This is a genomic window from Paramesorhizobium leguminum, assembly GCF_003217235.1.
GTDB lineage: Bacteria > Pseudomonadota > Alphaproteobacteria > Rhizobiales > Rhizobiaceae > Paramesorhizobium > Paramesorhizobium leguminum.
Genome location: NZ_QJTF01000018.1, coordinates 33,795 through 53,298 on the forward strand (window position 1 = coordinate 33,795; position 19,504 = coordinate 53,298).

The 19,504-nt window shown below is 62.2% G+C and carries 23 protein-coding genes; 22 read left to right on the plus strand and 1 reads right to left on the minus strand.

The annotated features are described in order from the left end of the window. The first annotated feature begins 122 nt into the window (after positions 1-122). The 11 genes from C7477_RS14170 to C7477_RS14220 all read left to right on the plus strand — a co-directional run bounded on the left by C7477_RS14170 (position 123) and on the right by C7477_RS14220 (position 6,484). Positions 123-1,448 carry a phage major capsid protein gene (locus C7477_RS14170; protein ID WP_110753325.1) on the plus strand — a complete coding sequence of 442 codons (1,326 nt, stop codon included), beginning with the start codon at positions 123-125 and terminating at the stop codon, positions 1,446-1,448. Positions 1,449-1,517: 69 nt separating this feature from the next. Further along, on the plus strand, positions 1,518-1,781 hold the full coding sequence (locus tag C7477_RS14175; protein ID WP_110753327.1) for a hypothetical protein: 264 nt from the start codon (positions 1,518-1,520) through the stop codon (positions 1,779-1,781). Between the two features lie 12 nt (positions 1,782-1,793). Then, complete coding sequence (locus C7477_RS19095) at positions 1,794-2,105, plus strand: hypothetical protein (RefSeq protein ID WP_210206153.1); 312 nt, start codon at positions 1,794-1,796, stop codon at positions 2,103-2,105. A 2-nt stretch (positions 2,106-2,107) separates the two neighbouring features. Further along, positions 2,108-2,686 carry a hypothetical protein gene (locus C7477_RS14185; RefSeq protein WP_110753329.1) on the plus strand — a complete coding sequence of 193 codons (579 nt, stop codon included), beginning with the start codon at positions 2,108-2,110 and terminating at the stop codon, positions 2,684-2,686. 118 nt (positions 2,687-2,804) lie between these two features. Beyond that, positions 2,805-3,050 carry a hypothetical protein gene (locus C7477_RS18795; RefSeq protein ID WP_146226103.1) on the plus strand — a complete coding sequence of 82 codons (246 nt, stop codon included), beginning with the start codon at positions 2,805-2,807 and terminating at the stop codon, positions 3,048-3,050. After that, entirely contained in the window at positions 3,047-3,397 is a 351-nt protein-coding gene (locus C7477_RS14195; RefSeq protein WP_110753334.1) for a hypothetical protein, read from the plus strand. Before C7477_RS18795 ends, C7477_RS14195 begins: the two co-directional genes overlap by 4 nt. Then, a complete protein-coding gene (locus tag C7477_RS14200) occupies positions 3,398-3,907 on the plus strand; it encodes a head-tail connector protein (RefSeq protein ID WP_110753336.1) in 510 nt (169 codons plus the stop codon). Positions 3,908-4,068: 161 nt separating this feature from the next. Beyond that, positions 4,069-4,878, plus strand: a complete 810-nt coding sequence (locus tag C7477_RS14205; RefSeq protein WP_110753339.1) for a DNA adenine methylase — start codon at positions 4,069-4,071, stop codon at positions 4,876-4,878. 4 nt (positions 4,879-4,882) lie between these two features. Next, positions 4,883-5,341 (plus strand): phage morphogenesis protein, encoded by a 459-nt coding sequence (locus C7477_RS14210; RefSeq protein WP_110753341.1) that lies wholly within the window; start codon positions 4,883-4,885, stop codon positions 5,339-5,341. Positions 5,342-5,458: 117 nt separating this feature from the next. Next, positions 5,459-5,881 carry a tail completion protein gp17 gene (gene gp17, locus C7477_RS14215; protein WP_110753343.1) on the plus strand — a complete coding sequence of 141 codons (423 nt, stop codon included), beginning with the start codon at positions 5,459-5,461 and terminating at the stop codon, positions 5,879-5,881. Next, complete coding sequence (locus tag C7477_RS14220) at positions 5,882-6,484, plus strand: hypothetical protein (RefSeq protein ID WP_110753345.1); 603 nt, start codon at positions 5,882-5,884, stop codon at positions 6,482-6,484. It abuts the gene before it with no gap. Here the strand turns inward: C7477_RS14220 and C7477_RS14225 are convergent. Next, on the minus strand, positions 6,459-6,692 hold the full coding sequence (locus C7477_RS14225) for a hypothetical protein (RefSeq protein ID WP_146226104.1): 234 nt from the start codon (positions 6,690-6,692) through the stop codon (positions 6,459-6,461). The two genes, C7477_RS14220 and C7477_RS14225, sit on opposite strands and share 26 nt — an antisense overlap. Here C7477_RS14225 and C7477_RS14230 point away from each other — a divergent pair. From C7477_RS14230 to C7477_RS14280, 11 genes are all read left to right on the plus strand, one after another. Next, positions 6,670-7,113 (plus strand): hypothetical protein, encoded by a 444-nt coding sequence (locus tag C7477_RS14230; RefSeq protein WP_110753349.1) that lies wholly within the window; start codon positions 6,670-6,672, stop codon positions 7,111-7,113. The genes C7477_RS14225 and C7477_RS14230 overlap by 23 nt on opposite strands. A 17-nt stretch (positions 7,114-7,130) precedes the next feature. After that, complete coding sequence (locus tag C7477_RS14235) at positions 7,131-7,364, plus strand: hypothetical protein (protein ID WP_110753412.1); 234 nt, start codon at positions 7,131-7,133, stop codon at positions 7,362-7,364. Beyond that, positions 7,357-9,198, plus strand: a complete 1,842-nt coding sequence (locus tag C7477_RS14240; protein ID WP_110753351.1) for a hypothetical protein — start codon at positions 7,357-7,359, stop codon at positions 9,196-9,198. Before C7477_RS14235 ends, C7477_RS14240 begins: the two co-directional genes overlap by 8 nt. Position 9,199: 1 nt before the next feature. Next, positions 9,200-9,832 (plus strand): DUF2460 domain-containing protein, encoded by a 633-nt coding sequence (locus tag C7477_RS14245; protein WP_110753353.1) that lies wholly within the window; start codon positions 9,200-9,202, stop codon positions 9,830-9,832. Beyond that, on the plus strand, positions 9,829-10,833 hold the full coding sequence (locus C7477_RS14250; protein ID WP_110753355.1) for a phosphoadenosine phosphosulfate reductase domain-containing protein: 1,005 nt from the start codon (positions 9,829-9,831) through the stop codon (positions 10,831-10,833). Before C7477_RS14245 ends, C7477_RS14250 begins: the two co-directional genes overlap by 4 nt. Positions 10,834-11,123: 290 nt before the next feature. Beyond that, positions 11,124-11,306 (plus strand): hypothetical protein, encoded by a 183-nt coding sequence (locus C7477_RS18800; RefSeq protein WP_146226105.1) that lies wholly within the window; start codon positions 11,124-11,126, stop codon positions 11,304-11,306. Then, the gene (locus tag C7477_RS19535; RefSeq protein ID WP_110753359.1) at positions 11,303-12,592 is read left to right on the plus strand and encodes a DNA cytosine methyltransferase; all 1,290 of its coding nucleotides are present in this window, start codon (positions 11,303-11,305) and stop codon (positions 12,590-12,592) included. The genes C7477_RS18800 and C7477_RS19535 overlap by 4 nt, the downstream gene beginning before the upstream one ends. After that, on the plus strand, positions 12,589-13,482 hold the full coding sequence (locus C7477_RS14265; protein ID WP_110753361.1) for a DUF2163 domain-containing protein: 894 nt from the start codon (positions 12,589-12,591) through the stop codon (positions 13,480-13,482). Before C7477_RS19535 ends, C7477_RS14265 begins: the two co-directional genes overlap by 4 nt. Continuing rightward, positions 13,457-13,909 carry an NlpC/P60 family protein gene (locus C7477_RS14270; RefSeq protein WP_342633285.1) on the plus strand — a complete coding sequence of 151 codons (453 nt, stop codon included), beginning with the start codon at positions 13,457-13,459 and terminating at the stop codon, positions 13,907-13,909. The genes C7477_RS14265 and C7477_RS14270 overlap by 26 nt, the downstream gene beginning before the upstream one ends. Next, positions 13,909-17,841: a baseplate multidomain protein megatron gene (locus C7477_RS14275; RefSeq protein WP_110753365.1), complete on the plus strand. Its 3,933-nt coding sequence runs from the start codon at positions 13,909-13,911 to the stop codon at positions 17,839-17,841. Before C7477_RS14270 ends, C7477_RS14275 begins: the two co-directional genes overlap by 1 nt. Further along, complete coding sequence (locus C7477_RS14280; RefSeq protein WP_181418431.1) at positions 17,838-19,451, plus strand: hypothetical protein; 1,614 nt, start codon at positions 17,838-17,840, stop codon at positions 19,449-19,451. The genes C7477_RS14275 and C7477_RS14280 overlap by 4 nt, the downstream gene beginning before the upstream one ends. The last annotated feature ends 53 nt before the right edge of the window (positions 19,452-19,504 follow it).

A 19,504-nucleotide genomic window follows, 5' to 3' on the forward strand; every position in this document is an offset into this window, starting at 1 on the left:
TGTTTCGGCGGCGGCACTCTCCCATAGTCTCTGACTGTCAGGCTCGCGCGGATGCGGGCTTTTCATCACCAGCCGCGCGCGGACGCATGGCCAGAGATAACCCCGACAGGAGAGCAGCCACCATGGCTAACGATCTCACGCTGAAACAGGTCCGCGAAAAGCTCGCGGCGAAACAGGATGACCTCGGAAAGGTATTTACCGAGGCGCTCGTTACGACCGATAGCGGTCAGAAGAGCTACGACTTCAACAAGGTCACTTGCCTTGGCGATAGCGTCAAGGGCTCGATCGCCGTGGCCGAGAAGGTCAAGTCGATGAATGCCGAGCTGAATGAGCTCGGGCAACAGGCCGAAACGCTCGAAGCCGCCGAGAAGGCGGCCCATGATCAAGACGAGCGGGCGAAAGCGCGAAACCGGCCACCGCTGCCCGGCGGTGGGGGAAACCACCCTTCCATCGAACGTATCAAGGCGCTCGGTGATATGGTGGTCGATCAGAAATCCTATCAGGATTGGGTTAAATCCGGCGGTGGCGGCGGCGTCACCCTGAATTTCAGCGAGGCATTCCCATCCGATATCCTCGCCAAGGGCATGGGTTTCGAGACGATAGGCTCCAAGGCCCTCATGTCCACGACTGCCGGGTGGGCACCGGAAAATCTGCGCATCGGTGGCTTCGTCGAAGCGGCAAGCCGGCCAATCCAGGTGCTCGATATCATCCCCATGGCACAGACAGGCAACGATCAGGTTGTCTATATGGAGGAAACCTCACGCGTTTCCGGTGCAAAGGAAATCGCAGAAGGAGGTCCCTATCCCGAAGCGAGCTTTGCGCTGACGGAAAAGACCAGCCCCGTCCGCAAGATCGGCGATAGCCTGCCGGTGACCGACGAACAGCTTGAAGACGTTGCCCAGGCGCGCAGCTATATCAACTCGCGCCTCACCTTCGGCCTGCGGCAGCGCCTCGACTTTCAGGTGCTGGTCGGCGACGGCGCGGGCTCCAATCTGCGCGGCATCAAGAACGTAGCCGGTATCCAGACCCAAGCGCGCGGAGCCGACCCGGTGCCGGATGCTTTCTATAAGGCGATGACCAAAATCCGGCTTGTCGGTCGCGCCATTCCGACGCACCTGCTGATGCATCCCATGGATTGGCAGGCCGTCCGGCTGCTTCGTACTTCGGACGGCATTTATATCTGGGGTAGCCCCAGCGAGGCCGGCCCGGAGCGTATGTGGGGGCTTCCGGTGGTCCAGCAGGACGCCGATGCAGCGGGCACTGGCTTTGTGGGTTCCTTCCAGCCGGCTTGGATTTCGCTTTACGAACGGCGCGGCGTGGATGTGCAGGTCGGCTATGTCGGCACCCAGTTCGGCGAGGGCAAGCGCACCGTGCGCGCCGATATGCGCTACGCGTTCGTGGTGCTCCGTCCGGCGGCGTTCAGCGAAGTAACGGGTCTCGCCGCCTAAGCTCCCACGCGAAAGCGGGGCGCGGCTTATCAGGCGGCGCCCCCGTTTCCACGACATAAGGAGGCTTTGATGCCGACAATATCAGGATTTTCCACGCCGGTCGGCTGCGCGATGATCGCGGGCGGTCCGGTAGGCGAGCACATCGTCCCCGGATCGATCAGGGACGGCGACACGCTGCTTTCCGTCGAGCACATCACCGACGGCACTCCACCGACGCGAGCCGACATAACGGCGGAATTCTCCATCACGCCCGGCAAGGGCGGCTCCATCACCAACACCACAACCGACACCACGGGCGGCTTTCTGCATGTCCTGTGGTCAACAAGCGAATGAGGATCAGGTGCCATGCAAGCGAAAGAGCGGCTCTATCTCACGGCTGATAAAGAGCGCCTGGTGGGTGCTGGCGATAAGCGGGCTTCCACTCTTTATGCCGTCCCCGGTGACGAAATCCCCCAGAGTGCGGCGGGGAAGTTCGGCCTGGTCGACGGATTGCTCAAGGCTTCCCGTACGGGCGCGGCTGAAGCGGACGCCAAGACTAAGGCGGATGCCGGGACCAAGGCCACGGCGGACGCGACGGCAAAAGCGAAGGCTGAAAAGGAGGCCAGAGAAAAGGCCGACAAGGAAGCCAAGGCTGGCGCTGACAAGGGCGAGAAATAACCATGGCGCTCATCGACCGGGTTAAAGAGCGCACGGGGAGCAGCCTCTCCGACACCGAACTGCAGGCGATGATCGACGCGATCATTGCCGAGATCGATGCGCGCTTCGGCCCGACCGGGGAGACAACCATCTTGCTCGGCGAAAGCCCGGACCTGCCGCGCTATCGCCATATGCTGCGGCTCACGCGCCCCATGGATGAGAGCAAGCCGGTGACGATCGTGGAGATCGATCCGGGATGGAGCGGCACCAGCACCAGCGAGACGGTGCTCGCCGCCGACGATTACCGGCTGATGCATGGCGGGCGCACCCTTCAACGATTGTGGGACGGGACGAACGGCCATCGCTACTGGGCGTCCCTCGTCCGCATCACCTACACGCCGATCGGCGCGCTGGCCATGCGTGATGAGGCGGTGATCCGGCTTATGGCCATCGATGTCGGCAACCCCGGCGCGCTCAAGAGCGAGCACGCTGGCGACTACTCATGGACCGCCGCCAGTGGCCAAGAGCTTTCACAGGCGCGCGAGGATGTTTTCACCTGGTTAGGAGGCGTGCTGGGAGCCGGCACGATGACAATGGCATGATCGATTTATCAGGCATCGGCATACTGATTTTCGCCGCCTTGGGCGCGGCCGTCGGCGCACTCCTCATCATTCCTCTGGCGATAGCCTCTTTTTGGATTGATGGCCTCATGAGCTGGGCATGGATCGCGCCGGTCGCGGGCTTGCTTATCGGCTCTATGTTCGGCGCGAGGGCACCATGAAAGCAATCACCATGTCGTTCAAGGCGACGGCGGGCGAACTTCGAGCGGCTATCAAGGCCCAGCGCGAGGAAACCGAACGGCTCTTGAATGATGAAGCTGCCGTCCAGGCGCTGCGCTCGATGCTCGCTGGGGGATTTAGCTCTGACACCATTGGGCGTGCCGCCGCCTGCTTGGAGGTGGCATGAACCCGGTCAATCGCCGTCTCACCCATCGGGCGCTTGTCGAGCGCAACGTGGCTGTAACCGATGATCCGTGGGGCAACCCGGTCCCGCCAGACTTCCAGCCGCTCGGCACGTTCAAGTGCTTCTTCTGGTCGAAACAGAGCCGGGAAGCCGTCGATGGCGACAAGACGGCGATGATCGAGGATCTGCGGGCACTGTTCGCGCTGGATGCCGATCTTCGCGAGGACGATGAAATCTCCGCCATCACGGACGCCCGAGGCAATGCGCTTGTTGCCGGGCGCGTCCGTGTGGATGGACCCGTTCAATATAAACACACGCATATGGAGGCCGCGCTGAAGCGGGTCGATTGAATGGCGATGCATCTTATTACTCCCCCAGCTATAGAGCCGGTGACAGTTTCGGAGCTGCGCTCTTTTCTTCGCGTTTCCCCTGATGAGGACGATGTGCTCCTCACGCAAATTATCCGTACCGCGCGTGAGGCCGTGGAAGCGCAGGCCGGGCTTGCGCTGATCAATCAGACCTGGCGGTTACGGCTCGACCGCTGGCCGCGTTCGGGCCGCGTTGCGCTTTATCGCCATCCTGTGCGCGAGATAGTCGAGGTCAGGGCATACGCGCCGGGCGGTATGGCTTTCATCATCGGCACGGGCGAACGTTATCTTCAGGGCTCCCGCCCGCAGCGGCTCTATTTGAGCCCGCGCGCGGATGCCCATTGGTTCGACGGTATGGAGATCGATTTTCTGGCCGGGTTCGGCGAAACCGCCGCGGACGTACCGGACGCGCTGAAACGCGCGATCCTGATGCACATCGCCGACAATTATAAGGTCCACGGCTCTATCGGCAGGGAGGTGCAACCGGCCTAACGGTAAGAGCGCCTGTTGCAGGCGCCGTCAGCGGATGGCCGGAGCGATGCTCCGGCAGCGGGATCAGACGGCAATCTATACTCCCGCAAGCACCGAGGGATGCTTCACCCGCCGCCCCAGATGGGGCGGACGAACTATCCATGATTCTCGGAGAACACGAAATGCCATCTCTCGAAATGCGTGCAGTCACCCCGACATCCACACCCGCCCCCTATCTGGGCGGCAAACGCAATCTCGCCAAGCGCATCTGTGCGCTGATAGACGCCACACCCCACACGCTTTACGCCGAATGCTTCGTGGGCATGGGCGGCATCTTCCTGCGGCGCACGTCCGCGCCGAACTGTGAAGTGATCAACGATTTGTCCGGCGATGTGGCGAACCTCTTCAGGATTTTGCAGCGGCACTATCCGCAGTTCATGGAGGTTTTGAAATTTCAGCTAACCAGCCGGCGCGAGTTCAACAGGCTCTATGACAGCAACCCGGCTACGCTGACCGACCTCGAGCGCGCGGCGCGCTTTATTTATATGCAGCGGATTGCTTTCGGCGGAAAAATCAGCGGGCGGAATTTCAGCGTCAGCCGGGACCGGACGGCGCGCTTCAACATGACGATGGTCGCGCCGATCCTTGAGCAGATCTATGAGCGGCTCACCGGCGTCGTCATCGAAAACCTGCGCTGGCAGGAGTTGATCGACCGCTACGACCGGCCAGGCACACTCTTCTATCTCGATCCGCCTTATTTCGGAAACGAGAACGATTATGGGAAGGGGCTGTTCCGGCGCGAGGAATTCGCCGAGATGGCGGAGCGTCTGGCGCGGCTTCAAGGGCGTTTCATCATGTCGATCAATGATCGGCCACAGATCCGCGAATTGTTCGGTGGCTTCGAGATTATCCCCGTGGAGCTGACCTATACGATCGCGGCCGGCACGAACATGATGAAGGCGAAAGAGCTGATCATCCACTCGAAGGAATGACGCTGTGGCGGGAAAGACCAAATCCCTCAAATGGTATGGGAAGGCCGTCAACAAGAAGATGGAGGCGGCACAGATCGAAGGCGTCGACCGGACCATGGCGGCGTCGGTGGTCCAGGCGAAAGCCAATCACGAATGGCAGAACCGCACTGGCATTCTTGAGGGCGGCATTGATATCGTGGCGTATGGCCGTCCCGAGAAAGGCGGTGTGCGCGGTGTATGGGGCGTGCGCGACGTGGTCTACGCTCTGATCCATGAGATCGGCGGCATAATCAGGCCGAAGAACGCTAAGGCGTTGGCGATCCCCGATCCTGACAATCCCGGCGGCGTGCTCTTGGTCAAATCCGTCACTATCCCCGCGCGCCCTTACCTCCGCCCAGCCGCAGATAAGGAATATCTGAAGCTCGCCGGTCGCATTAAAAAGGCATTCGAGCGCAAGAAGAAAACCCCGAAACAGGGCGCTTGACAGCGCTCCCCGGTGCCGCGATGCTCGCGGCACTCTCCTGAACCCTCTGCCTTCCAGACACTGCCCGCGCGGGCGCGCGCATGTTTCGGCGTGTCCCCGCACCGTAGTGTCAGCACCATGGCTGACGCGAACATCATCACGGCGATATGCGAGATACTGAAGGCTGACGGCGAGGTCACCGCTCTGGCCGGTCGCCGTGTCTTCGGCGACGAACTGCCCGCGCGGGAAGCGAAGGCCATGCCGCGACATGCCATCGTGGTGCATCCCTCGGGCGGCGCATCGATGGCGATGGGCAGCTATCTCAACCACGACGCCCAGCGGTTCGATCTATTCTGCTATGGCTCCACCCCTTTTGAGGCCGACGCGCTGCGCCGTGCCTGCCGCGCGCCGCTCGCCGATGTCCGGCGGCGCGTTGTTGCCGGATGCCTCATTCACTGGATCGAGCCAGCAGGCGGCTTCTTCTCGGCCCGCGATCCCGATGCCGCATGGCCGCGCACCTTTCAGTCCTTTCAGGTCTTTTACGCTCTTCAGGAGGTTTAAATGCCCGCGCCCTTCGAAATCATCGCGGCTCCTTTCACGGCCTATTACGCGCCGCTCGGCACCGCCTTCCCGGTAATCAGCGCCGCTCCTGCGGCCGACTGGACCAAAATCGGCACTTCCGGCGACAAGAACTATGACGAGGAAGGCGTCACCGTCCAGCACACGCAGGACATCAACAAGGTGCGTTCGCTCGGCAGCACGGGGCCGATCAAGGCATTCCGCCGTGAGGAGGATTTGATCATCTCCTTCACCGTGTGGGACGTGAGCCTTGAAAACTATCGCCTTGCTCTCAATCAGAACGAGGTTTCGACGACCGCCGCCGGCGTTGGCACGGCGGGTACCCGGTCGGTCCAGTTCTATAAGGGCGAACAGGTGGCGACGATGGCGCTCCTGCTGCGCTCGCATGTATCGCCCTATGGCGACGGCATGAACATGCAGTACGAGGTGCCGTATTGCTTCATGTCGGGGAACCCCGAGCCGGCCTATCGCAAAGGCGAGCCTGCCGGCATGGCCCTCGAATTCACCGCGCTGCGCGATCCCGCCGCAGTCACCGACGCCGCGAGCTTCGGGCGTCTCCTCATCCAGCATCAGAAGCCACTTTGAGCCGATGACGGCCGAAAGACTGATAGCTCGCGCCCGTGCCCTTGATGCCGAGGCGCGCCACCATAAGCGGGAAGAGCGCCGCCACCGCCGCGCAGCGCAGACCGCCCGCGAGAAGCTCGCCGCGCTGGAACGGGAATGCACCCGGCTCGGCATCACCATCATTCAATCTGGCGAAGGAAATCTCCATGGCCGACAAGACGAAACCCATCCTTGACCTCACGACGATGATCGAGCGCCCGAAGATCGCGATCGACGGTCAGCTCTATGAAATCCGCTCGCCTGACGAACTGTCCATTCTGGACAGTCAGCGTTTCACCCTGTGGGGCCGTGAGATCGAGGCGCTCGCGAAGGAGCCGGATAGCGCCGACGCCTTGACCGCCGTCATCGATGTCGCCGCCCGCACGGTGATGGTCGGGGTGCCGGACGAGGTGTTCGACAAGCTCTCGGGTGCGCAGCGCCGGTCCGTACTCGACCTTTTTACGACGCTCCTGCTCCGCAACCGGCTGGGCGTGGCGGGAGCGATAGCGGATCATCTGACCCAGTTGATTGGGGAGCCGAGCTTCCGCGCCTTCAACGCTTCTATGGCGGAAACCCAGCGTGGTGGCTCGACCAAGCCCCGGCAGCCTTAGTGCGGGCCTACCGGATCATGCTCCCCCGCCTCGAAGCCGAAGAACAGTTGATGCGGATCGCCGCCGCCTCGCTCGGCTCCGGTCAGGTCAAGCAGCGGGATGCCCGCCGCGCGATCGACCAGCTGGAACGGGCCGTCCATGGCGGGCGGCGCGCGACGGCCAAGGCGACGCCGGACATGCTCGCCGCTATCGGCATCGCCGTCATCGAGGTGCCACCGGCAAGCCCCGGCGTGGAGGTGAGCGATGGCTGAAAAGCTTGGTGAAGCCCTTCTCGAAATAAGGACCGACGACAAGGATTTTAGTCGCGGCGTCGATCAGGCCGAGAAACGGGCCAACCGCCTCGGTCGCACCTTCGACATGACTGCGGCGGGAGCCGTCAAGCTGGGGGCCAATCTCGGCCTTGCCGCTGCCGCAGGCGCCGCCGCCATCGGCCTGCTGGTGAAACAGGCGATCGACCAGGCGGACGCCATGAGCAAGAGCGCCCAGAAATCCGGTTTAACAACCGAGGCGCTCTCCCGGCTCGCGTGGGCAGGCAATCTGTCCGATGTCAGCCTCGAAACCCTGACGATGAGCCTCGGGCGCCTCTCCAATGTCATGGCCACCGTTGCTTCAGGCAAGGGGAAGGACGTCAAGGCCATCTTCGACGCGCTCGGCATTGCCGTCACCGAGGCGGACGGACGTATGCGCTCGACCGACGCGGTGATGGCTGACCTGGCGGATGTTTTCGCTTCGATGGCAGACGGCGCGGACAAGACGGCCCTCGCCATCAAGATATTCGGTCGCGCCGGCGCTGATCTCATTCCGCTCCTCAACAGCGGCAGGGATGGCCTTTCCGAGATGGCGGCGGAAGCGGATCGGCTGGGCATCACGATCAGCACGGACATGGGCAAACAGGCCGAAGAATTCAACGACACGATGACGCGGATCGGCGCTGTCCTGCAAGGCATGGCGGTCAAAATTGCCGGAATGGCGCTGCCTTATCTGAATGAACTGGCGGCGAAGTTGAACGACCCGGAATTCGTGGCGGGCGCGCAGGCCATGGCGCGAGACGTTGGAGACGCGTTCCGATGGATCATCACGGGCATCCAAGAAGTCATCGGCTGGATGCGCACTCTTGGCGAATGGTGGGACAAGCTGAAAGGCTGGGTAGAGTGGGCACGCACCCATGATATGTTCGGCAATCCTTTGTCGGCGGAGGAGTTGAAAAGGGTCACCGTCGATCTGTCACCGCGTCCTGCGGTAAACGACAACAATTTCGATGAGCGGTTTCAGGGACAGCTTCCCGGCAAGGGCGACCGCCCGACACCGCCGCCGAAAAAGCCCCGCACCTTCAATCTCGGCGGCCTGCTGGGGGAGGATGACGGCTCGGGCGGTGACAAAGCGGCCGACGACGCCATCGCCAAGCTTGAAGCGCAGAAGCAGGCCGTCACGGATCTGATAGCGCGGCTTGAAGAAGAGCGGGACATTCAGCGCGAGACCGACCCCGTGCAGCGGGAGATGATCCGGCTGCGCGAAACGCTCGCAGTGGCGACGGATGAACAAAAGAAAAAGGTAGAGGAGCTGATTGCCACCACGCTGCGCGAGCGGGAAACGATGGAGGCGGCTCAAGAGGCTTCGCGTGCCTTCTCCGAGATCGCCTTTGATGGCCTCGACGATCTGATCGCCGGCGGCAAATCCCTCGAAGAAACGCTTCAAGGGGTTTACAAATCGCTGGTCCAGTTGGTGCTTCAGGCTGCTCTGCTGGGCCAAGGGCCACTTGCCGGGTTGTTTGGGACTGCCGGTAGCGCCAAATCGGGCGGCCCGCTCGGCTCTTTATTAAGCGGCCTTTTCGCGGGCTTCCGGGCTAATGGCGGGCTCATCCCTTCCGGCACGTTCGGGATTGTCGGCGAGCGCGGCCCGGAGCCGGTGATCGGCACGGCGCGCGGCGCGATGGTGCTGCCGAATTCGTCGCTGCGCGGAATGGGCGGCGGGACGAATGTCACCGTCAACATCTCAACGCCGAATGCCGAGAGCTTTCGGGCATCGCAGAGCCAAGTGTCGGCCCAGCTCGCGCGCGCTGTCGCCCGTGGTCAGAGGAACCTCTGACATGGCGTTTCACGAAGTCCGCTTCCCGACAGATATTTCACGAGGCGCGCAGGGCGGCCCGAAGCGCAAGACGACGGTTGTGTCGCTCGCCTCGGGCTTCGAGCAGCGCAATAGCCAGTGGGCCGATAGCAAGCGCGCCTATAATGCCGGATATGGCCTGCGCAGCATCGACGACATTCACGCGGTCATAACCTTCTTCGAAGAGCGGCGCGGGCGGCTGCATGGCTTCCGCTGGAAGGACTTCGCCGATTTCAAATCCACGTCGCCGGGCAAGGCCATATCGGCCACCGATCAGCGGCTCGGCACCGGCGACGGAGCGAAGAAGGAATTCCAGCTCATCAAAACCTATGGATCGGCTTTCCTGCCGTGGATCCGCGAAATCAGGAAGCCTGTCTCGGGCACAGTCGTGGTGGCGGTCAGCGGTACGGTTCAGAACCCCGGCACGGCCTATACGATCGATGAAACCACCGGCGTCGTAACCTTCGCTGCAGCGCCCGCGAAGAACGCCCTCATCACCGCTGGCTATGAGTTCGACGTGCCCGTGCGGTTCGACACGGACGAACTGCTCGTCACGCTCGACATGCTTGTCGCAGGCGACATCCCCGACATTCCGATTGTGGAGATACGGTTATGATAGAGAATGTCGTTTCCGTTTCTGGCGGCAAAGATAGCACCGCGACCTATCTGAAGGCATTGGAGCGTGGTCTACCCTTTCGGGCCGTTTTCGCCGACACCGGCAACGAGCACGAATGGACTTATGATTTCGTGCGCAGTCTGGCCGCCCGCACTGGCGGGCCAGAGGTAATCTGGGTCAAGGCGGATTTCACGGCGCGACTTGCTAAAAAGCGCGAATATATCGCGAGCCATTGGGCAAGAGAGGGCATTTCCGCTTCAACCATTGAGACGGCGCTTTCTCTATTACATCCCACGGGAAACCCGTTCCTCGACCTTTGCCTTTGGAAAACGCGGTTTCCCTCTGCAAAAGCCCGTTTCTGTACCGATGAACTGAAGATCGTTCCCATTTTCGAGCAGGTCCAGCGCCCGTTGCTGGCAGCCGGCGCTTCTATGGTTTCGTGGCAGGGCGTTCGCGCTGATGAAAGCCTAGCGCGTGCTGATCTTCCTCGCTTCCAGCGTATCGATCCGGTGCCATATTCGATGCCCGCAGATGCTCGGCACAAGGGCGCTAACTGGAAAGCATTCGTCTATCGACCGCTGATTTCGTGGTCGGCACGGGACGTCTTCGCCTTCCACAAACGTCACGGCCTTCCATGGAACCCACTTTACGACCACGGAATGTCCCGTGTCGGGTGCTTGCCTTGCGTCATGTGCAAGAAAGGTGAGCTGCGCTCGATCGCCCAACGCTTCCCCGATCACATTGACAAGATTGAGCAATGGGAGGCCGTCGTTTCGCAGGTCAGTAAACGGGGGAATTCGACGTTCTTCAACGTCTGCGATGATCCGGTGACCTCGGAGGGCTGGGACAAGCCCGATTACGACTGGTCGCTTTCACGCGTCGGGATCCGCGCTCACGTTGAATGGTCAAAAACCTCGCGCGGTGGCCGCCAATATGACGCTTTCCTTGATGCCGCCGAGAATTTCGGAACCTCATGCAGCGAGTGGGGCGCGTGCGAATGAAACCCATCACATACAAGTATCCCGAGGAGCGAGCCCCTTGCGGCGTTGGCGGCCTTACGGCTGTCTATAATCGACTGATGGCCTACAAGAGGATGGCGTCCGACCTTTCCGATTGCCTTGTATCCAGACCGGCCCCATTTCGGCTTGTGATTTGGGAGCCGCTCAACACGAAGGCCCCCAAGCCACCGAAAGCGCGCCCATACTGCTGCTACATTCAGACGGTTATTTTCTACCACTCTCCCCATATTCGAGAGATTTGGCCCGGTGCCTGGCGCGACGACGGAGGCTTGTTGCGTAAGCAGAGCACCGGCTTCGAAGAGTGGGACCGCATCGAATATCGCCTCGCTAATGAGGATATCGTCGAGTTCGGGGGCGAGCAGTTCGTTGTCGGCGGCGGCAGTGTCCTCTGGAAAAAAGGGCGCTGGTGGATGGTTCACCATGCGCGCCGGTTTGAACAGCGTGAGGCCGCATGAATGTGGCTCTACATTCCGAACACCTCAACGTCATCAGCCTCTGCACAGGAGGTGCCGGGCTCGATCTCGGACTTGAGCTTGCGTGCCAAGCATTTCGAAGCGTCGTTATGGTGGAGAGGGAAGCCTTCGCCGTCGCGGAACTGGTCGCAGCGATTGAACAAGGTCTGCTGGCTCCGGCGGCTATCTGGAGCGATGTGCGATCCTTTAACGGCAGACCTTGGCGCGGTCTCGTGGACGGCCTCATTGGTGGCATCCCGTGCCAACCGCACAGCGTCGCCGGACGAAAGCGCGGCAGCCTCGATGAACGAGACCTCTGGTCACCGGCGCGGCGCATCATCGTTCAGTCCCGGCCATGGTTCGTCCTCATCGAGAACGTCGCCGGCATGCTCTCGCCGGGGGATGACGAAGTCGCTGGAGCCGAGAGGGTTTGGCGAGACCTACGAAAATTGGGTTTCACGGTTGAGGGAGGATTGTTCACGGCGGCGGAAGTCGGCGCGAGCCATGAGCGCGAGCGGCTCTTCATCCTTGGTGTGGCCGACCGCGACAACCAGCAATGGCGGGGACAATTCGAACTCCCGGTCGGTTACGGAAAGAGGGCATGGCAACAACCTGAACGGGGTGGCCACGAATTGGCCGACCCCTGCCGCCAGCGAGGCGAGGCTTGGTTTTCAAGATCGCTCCGATCCGGGGAAAAAGGGAACGCAGGAGAGCTTATCGACTATCGCCGTACTTTGGCCCACGGCATCAGCACGGGACTGGAAGGGTGCGAACCAGGCGGATTTGCACGACAGGGGAACCAAGGGCGCACCGTTGAACGAGATGGCGGTGCTGTGGTCGACGCCCCGCGCCAAGGAAGAGGGCCAGTGGCAGAACGCCAACCGGCAGCAGACGAAACAGACACTGACGCTGACCGGGCAAGCAAGCCAGTGGGCCACGCCGACATCGTTGAGTTTTGCGGAAAGCCATCAACCGGGGAATTCGCGCAATCAGAACATCAATATGGAACTGGCAAGTGGCCTCTATTCCCGCCTGGCCCTAACGACCGTGAAAACTGGCAAGCCGTCCTCGAAAGAGCGCCGGAGCTTGAACCCGCTTTTCGTCGAGTGGCTGATGGGTTGGCCGCCCAGCTGGACCTTGCTCGGGTGGACCGACTTAGGCTGCTCGGCAACGGCGTTGTTCCGCTTCAAGCAGCATATGCGTTCCGCACTCTGGCAACTCGACTTCAGCGCCGAGGCTCCACCGGCGCAGCTCGCCTTGTTCGAATGATGACGGAGGCGCTGTCATGAAAACCCTTCCGCCCGGCCTGCAAGCCCATCTGGATAGCGGAGCAACAACGCTTGCGTGGTGCTGGCGGATCATCCGCGCCGATGGAACCACCATGGGCTTCACAGACCATGATCGCGACCTGACCTTTGACGGGACGGTGTTTGCGGCGGCGACCGGCTTCACCACCAGCGAAATCGAAAGCTCGCTGGGCTTGTCCGTCGATAATCTCGAAGTGGAAGGCGCGCTTTCATCGGACGCCATCACCGAGGCGGATATTTCAGCCGGACATTATGACGGTGCCGCCATCGAGGCGTGGCGCGTCAACTGGACGGACGTCGCCCAGCGCGTCCTGATGCGCAAGGGCCTGATCGGCGAAATCACCCGAGGCAAGCTCGCTTTCCGCGCCGAGCTGCGCGGCCTCTCTCAAGTGCTCGATCAGCGGCAGGGGCGTTCGTTCCAGCGCACCTGTGACGCCGATCTCGGCGATGGTCGCTGCAAGTTCAATCTCAATCAGGCTGGGTTCACGGGCGCGGGGACCGTCACGGCGGTTGCCCGAGGGCGCATCATCACGGCATCCGGCCTCGGTGCCTTCGCCACCGGCTGGTTCCGGCACGGCCTTCTGACATGGGCGTCCGGCGAAAGTGCCGGGGCGCGGATGGAGGTGAAGGCCCACAAGCTCTCCGCCGGCGTCGCCACGATCGAACTGTGGCACCCGATGGGCGCTCCCGTCGCAGTCGGGGACACGTTCAACGTGACGGCAGGCTGCGACAAGACTTTGAACACCTGCAAGGGCCGTTTTTCCAATGCAGCGAATTTCCGGGGCTTTCCGCACATGCCGGGTGCGGACAAGGCGTTTTCCTATGTGGTCGGCGAGAGCGGAGAGAATGATGGCGGCAGTTTCTTCAATTGACCGCGCGATCATCGTCGCGGAAGCCCGGCGCTGGATCGGGACACCCTACCATCATCAGGCGAGCACCCATGGCGCGGGCTGCGATTGCGTCGGCCTCGTCCGGGGCGTCTGGCGCGCGCTCTATGACGGGGAAGAGCCGGAAGTCATGCCGCCCTATAGCAGCGATTATGGTCTGACCGACGGCAGCGAGCCGCTGCTCGCGCTGGCCTGCCGTCACATGGTCGAGATCACGCCGACCGACGCGCGCGAAGGTGATGTGGTTGTCATGCGCATGAAGCGGCACTGGCCGGCGAAACATGCGGGCATTCTCGCCGCGCCCGACCGGATGGTGCATGCGATCGAGCGCGCCGGGGTGTCGGAAATCTCTCTGAACGACTGGTGGAAAGAGCGCATCGTTTCCGCCTTCAGCTTTCCGGGAGTGGCGTGATGGCGACATTGCTTCTCGCCGGGCTCGGCTCTGCGATCGGCGGCGCGACCGGCATCGGCTGGCTGGCAACGCTCGGCCAGGCGGCGGGCGCGGTGGCTGGTGCTGTGATCGACCAGTCGATCATCAATATGTTGTCGCCGGGCGCATCCGCCGAGGGCGGCAGGCTGACGAACGTCAATATCTCCGGGTCGACGGAAGGCGCATCCATCACCCGGCTGGTCGGGCGCTCGCGGCTGGGCGGCCAGATGATCTGGGCGACGCGGTACGAGGAACAGAAGGAAACCGAGGAGCAAGGCGGCAAGGGCGGTGGCGGCGTCAAAACGACCACTTACACCTATTTCGCCAATTTCGCGGTGGCGTTCTGCGAGGGGCCGGTGGCGCGGATCGGTCGCCTCTGGGCGGATGGCCGCGAGATCGATCAGCAGGCCGCGACGATCCGGAAATATCTCGGCACCGAAACGCAAGCGGCGGACAGCCTGATCGAGAGTAAGGAGCGGGGCAACGCGCCGGCCTATCGCGGCATCGCCTATGTGGTGTTTGAGCGGCTTGATCTTAGCGAATACGGCAACCGGATGCCGTCGGTCACCGCCGAGATATTCCGCGCCGAGGGCGACCTTGAGCCGATGATCCAGGCGGTGACGCTGATCCCCGGATCAACCGAATTCGGCTATGAGCCGACGCAGGTCAATCAGGTGCTGGGGAAAGGATCGGCGCGAACCGAAAACCGGCACACGCTGGTGACGCAATCCGACATCACCGCCTCGCTCGACCAACTCCAGCAGCTCGCGCCCGAATGCCGATCGGTCAGCCTTGTGGTGGCATGGTTCGGGAATGATCTCCGCGCAGGCAACTGCTCGATCCAGCCAAAAGTGGAGATCGCGAACAAAAACACCGCGAAGGAAGGCGGCGGCAATTACGCATGGACCGTCGCGGGCCTCACGCGGAAAACCGCTCTCGTCATCAGCCAAGTCGATGGCAAGCCAGCCTTTGGCGGCAGCCCGAATGACGCCAGCGTCATCGCCTGTATCCGCGAAATGAAGCGGCGCGGTTTCCGCGTCACGCTTTATCCCTTCATCATGATGGACGTGCCGGGTGGCAATACGTTGCCTGATCCCTATTCCGACAATGCCGCCCGGATCGGCCAGCCTGTCTATCCATGGCGGGGCCGGATCACAATTTCGCCCGCGCCGGGCTTTTCCGGATCACCTGACAAGACGGCGGCGGCGGGAGCGCAGATTTCCGCCTTCGTAGGATCCGCGCAGGTCTCGCACTTCTCATCCTCAAGCGGCGCTACGGTCAGATACACGGGACCGGCTCAATGGAGCTACCGCCGTTTCATCTTGCACATGGCGAAGCTGTGCCAGCTCGCCGGGGGGGTCGATAGTTTCTTTCTCGGCTCCGAGATGGTGGCGCTGACCACATCGCGCTCCGCCGCCGCGACTTATCCCTTCGTCGATGCGCTGATGGCACTCGCCGCCGACGTGCGCACCATGCTGCCCGCGATCAAAATCAGTTACGCGGCCGACTGGTCCGAATATCATAGCCACCGGCCCACCGATGGCTCCGGCGACGTGTATTTCCACCTTGATCCACTGTGGGCGAACCCCGCCATCGACATGGTGGCGATCGATAATTATATGCCGCTCGCCGACTGGCGCGATGGCTCGGACCATCTCGACTACAAGCCGGATGGCCCGACCACGATCTATGATCGCGCCTATCTCAAGGCCAATATCGAGAGCGGGGAATATTTCGACTGGTTCTATGCCAGTGAGGCGGATCGGATCAGCCAGAAGCGCACACCGATCACGGACGGCGCTGGCAAGCCGTGGATATACCGCAACAAGGATATCAGGAGCTGGTGGCTCAACCGGCATTTCAACAGGCCGGGCGGCATCGAGAGCGGCGCGGCGACGGCATGGGTGCCGCAGAGCAAGCCCATCTGGTTTTCCGAAATCGGCTGTCCCGCCATCGACAAGGGCGCGAACCAGCCGAACGTCTTCTTCGACCCGAAGAGTTCGGAGAGCTTCGTTCCGTATTTCTCGTCCGGCGAACGCGATGACGCCATGCAGCGGGCCTTTCTTGAGGCGGCGCTCGGCTATTGGTCCGATCCCTCCAAGAACCCGCCATCCGGTGTGTATGCGGGCCGCATGGTCGACACCAGCTCGATCTTCCTATGGACATGGGATGCCCGACCGGGGCCAAGCTTCCCGCAGGATGACGAGATGTGGGCCGACGCTTCGAACTGGCAGTTCGGCCATTGGCTCTCCGGGCGGCTCGGGTCCGCCCCGGCGCGAGAGACGCTCACCGCGCTGATGAACGATTTCAGCTTTCGGGACTATGCTGTCGCGGATATCGGCGCGGTAGTCGACGGCGTCGTCATCGATGACGCGACAACCGCTCGAAGCGCCTTCGAGAACATTTCGACAGCCTATCTGGCCTATGCCATCGAAAGTGAGGGCTTGATCAAATTCCGGTCCCGACTGGGCGAGCCGGTGCGCGCCGAATATGGGCTGGACGAGCTGACGGACGGTGGAGACAACGGCGAGCCGCTGACGAAGACACGCCAGCAGGAAACGGACCTGCCGCGCGAGGTCAAGGTTTCCTATAGCGAGCCGACCAATGACGATCAGCCCGCATCGGTGTCCGAACGTCGCCTGACCGGACAGGCACTGGGCAAGCGCGATGTAAGCCTGCCCGCTGTGATGCCTGAAACATGGGCGCGCCGTGTCGCGCAGACCGTGCTGCATGATGCATGGGCTTCGCGCGAGAGCGCCGAATTCGGCCTCGGCCCTTCGGAGCTGGTACTCGATGCAGGCGACATTGTCAGCGTGACGTGGCCGACGCCCGAGACGTGGCGGCTTTCGGAAATCGCCGATGGCGATGCCCGCAAGATGAAGGCGGCGCGAGTGGAAACCGACCTTTATAGCGGTGGCGGCGGCTTCCCGGCCCGGCATCGCGGCACGGTGTCCGTGCCAGCGCTTTCACCGCCTGCGGTTCTCTACATCGACGGGCCGATGCTCGCGGACGAGCATGTGGACTATCGGGGCTATATCGCCGCTTTTTCGAACCCGTGGCCGGGCGGCACCGCCTTCTATCGATCCCCGGCGACATCCGGCTATACGCTTGACAGCGTTCTGCCGGTTGCGGCCACCATGGGTGAACTCGCCTTCGATTTCTGGGCGGGACCGACCGCGCGCTGGGACCGCGTCAGCCAGCTCTGGGTCAATATGTACACGGGGACGCTGTCCTCGGTGACAGAGCTGCAGGCGCTCGGCGGGGCGAACGCGATCGCCGTCCAGAATATGGATGGCGAATGGGAGGTACTGACCTTCGCCACGGCTACCTTGTGGAACCCCGGTCAGTACCGCCTCACCGATCTCCTGCGAGGCCTGCGCGGCACGGAGCACGCCATGCGCAGTCCGGTCGCTGCCGGTGCGCCGGTCATCATGCTCAACACGGCGATGCGTCAGCCGGACATCAAGCCGGAGCATGTTGACGCGCCGCTCAACTGGCGCGCCGGGCCGAGCAAGCGGGACGTCTCCGATCCGTCCTATGTGGAGAGCCAGGAGATTTTTCACGGCAAGGGACGGCGACCATATTCGCCCGGCCATCTGAAAAGCGTCTGGCTTTCGAATGGCGATATCCGCCTGTCATGGATCCGGCGCACTCGCATCGGCGGCGAAAATGACTGGCTGGACGGCGTCGCTGATGTTCCGCTGGGCGAGACGAGCGAAGCTTATGAGATCGAGATATTGGAGGGTACCGCGCTTCCGATGAAGCGCACCGTCACCGGGATCGATAAGCCGGAATGGGTCTATACGACAGCCCACCAGATCGCCGATTTCGGCGCGCCGCTCACCTCCATCCGGTGGCGTGTCTATCAGATGAGTTCGACCTTCGGGCGTGGCGTCGGAGCCGAATATCCATGACGCTCTGGGTCGAAATCCGATGCAGCGGACCATCCCCGGCAGGCGGTTCCTGTCCCGAGGGCCATGGCGAACGCGGCTTCGGATCGGCCATAGAAGAGAGCCATCCTGCGCTGAAAGCTGCCTATTCTCGCCTCCTGAAACAGGCGGAAGGTGATGGATGGCAGCGCGATACCAAGATGCTCGCGCTACGCTGCCCCCATTGCGCCGCTGCCTTCATGGCGGCCGATCCGGTCGAGATCGCAGGCATTCCCTTTCAAAAATTCATTGAGGGCGTAGAGCTGTGTGTGGCGGGGCGGCCGCCGTCGAGCTGGGCCGGTCGCGACGGCTTCCCGACCGCGACGCAATTCCGCAACGCCGTCAACCGGTTTCCGAGCCTTCGCCAGCGGTATGAGCAGGCACCGGACTTCAAGGGCGGTCGAGGGGTAAAGCGCGCAGCACCGGTTGCTGAAGAACGGTGGGCCATGGTGCTAGACCGTCTTCGTGCTGGTGAGCGTGTGGCGGACGTCTGCACCGGCCTGGATGGCTGGCCGACGCTCAAGCAATGGCATCATCGCCGGGCAACCGATGAGGGCCTTAGCCACGCGCGTGGGGAAATCAGGGCGACGGTCAGGCGACCATCACGCCCGCGCCTCACGCCAGAAGAAAGAGGCGAGCGCCAGCGGATGAGCGCTGAACGGAAGCGAGCGGCTGATGCCAAGCGCCACCAGCTTGCGCGAGAGGTTAACGAATTCCTTCGGGCAGAACGGGAGCGAGCCAAAGCCTTGGCACGCGCCGAACGCGAGGAACGGCGAAGGGAGGCCGAGGCGGCAGAGAAAGCGCGACGCAATGAGGAGCGATGGCTTGCACGGGAAGCAAGGCTCCGGGAGAAAGAACAGAAGCGATGGAAGCAGGCAGAAGAACAACGGGCAGCGCGCTTTGCTGAAGAAATCCTTGGATTAGCGCCAGCAGCTACGCGGCGCGTCCGCAATCGCAACCTTATGGTCAATCGCCGGAAGGTGGTCCGGCTTAGAGTGGACCCGCCAGAGGCTCAGTTTGATCGCAGGCTCGGCAAGCCGGACGCTGAAGGGTGCCGATACTTCATAGGCCCAGTCCCCACTTCAATTAGCGTCGGCGGCGGCAAATCGATGAAGCCGGAGCGCGCCGCTCTATTCTTCGCCGGAGTGGCGGTGCCGAAGGGATACGTGGTTGAGCACACCTGCTGGAATGATGCCTGTTTTGCATCCGGCCATCTGAAAGCCGTTCCGGCCAACTGGCGAGAGAAGCCGAAAAAGACGATCCCGCAGGAGATCGTAGAAGCGGCTGCGGAGATCGTCTCTCATCAGTTCGGTGTGAGCCGTCCCGATCTGAATGCGACCGGCAAGAGGGGCAGCGCCAGTCGCCAGATAGCATTTCCCCGTCAAGTGTTTCGCTACCTTCTGAATGTAGAGCTGGAATACACCCTCGCCATGGTGGCCGTCGCAACCGGGTGCGATGTCGCGACGGTCCGACACGGCAATCACCTGATTGAGGACCGGCGCGACGATCAAGCCTTTGACGATTTGATGGAAGGGATGGCGCAGCGGGTGCGCGATCTGCTATCGAGGGGTGTTCAACGGGCGTTTTTAGGCTAAATGAAGTGCTTTCGAAGTGTGATAAAACCCGGCGTCAAAAATGCAAAACCGCG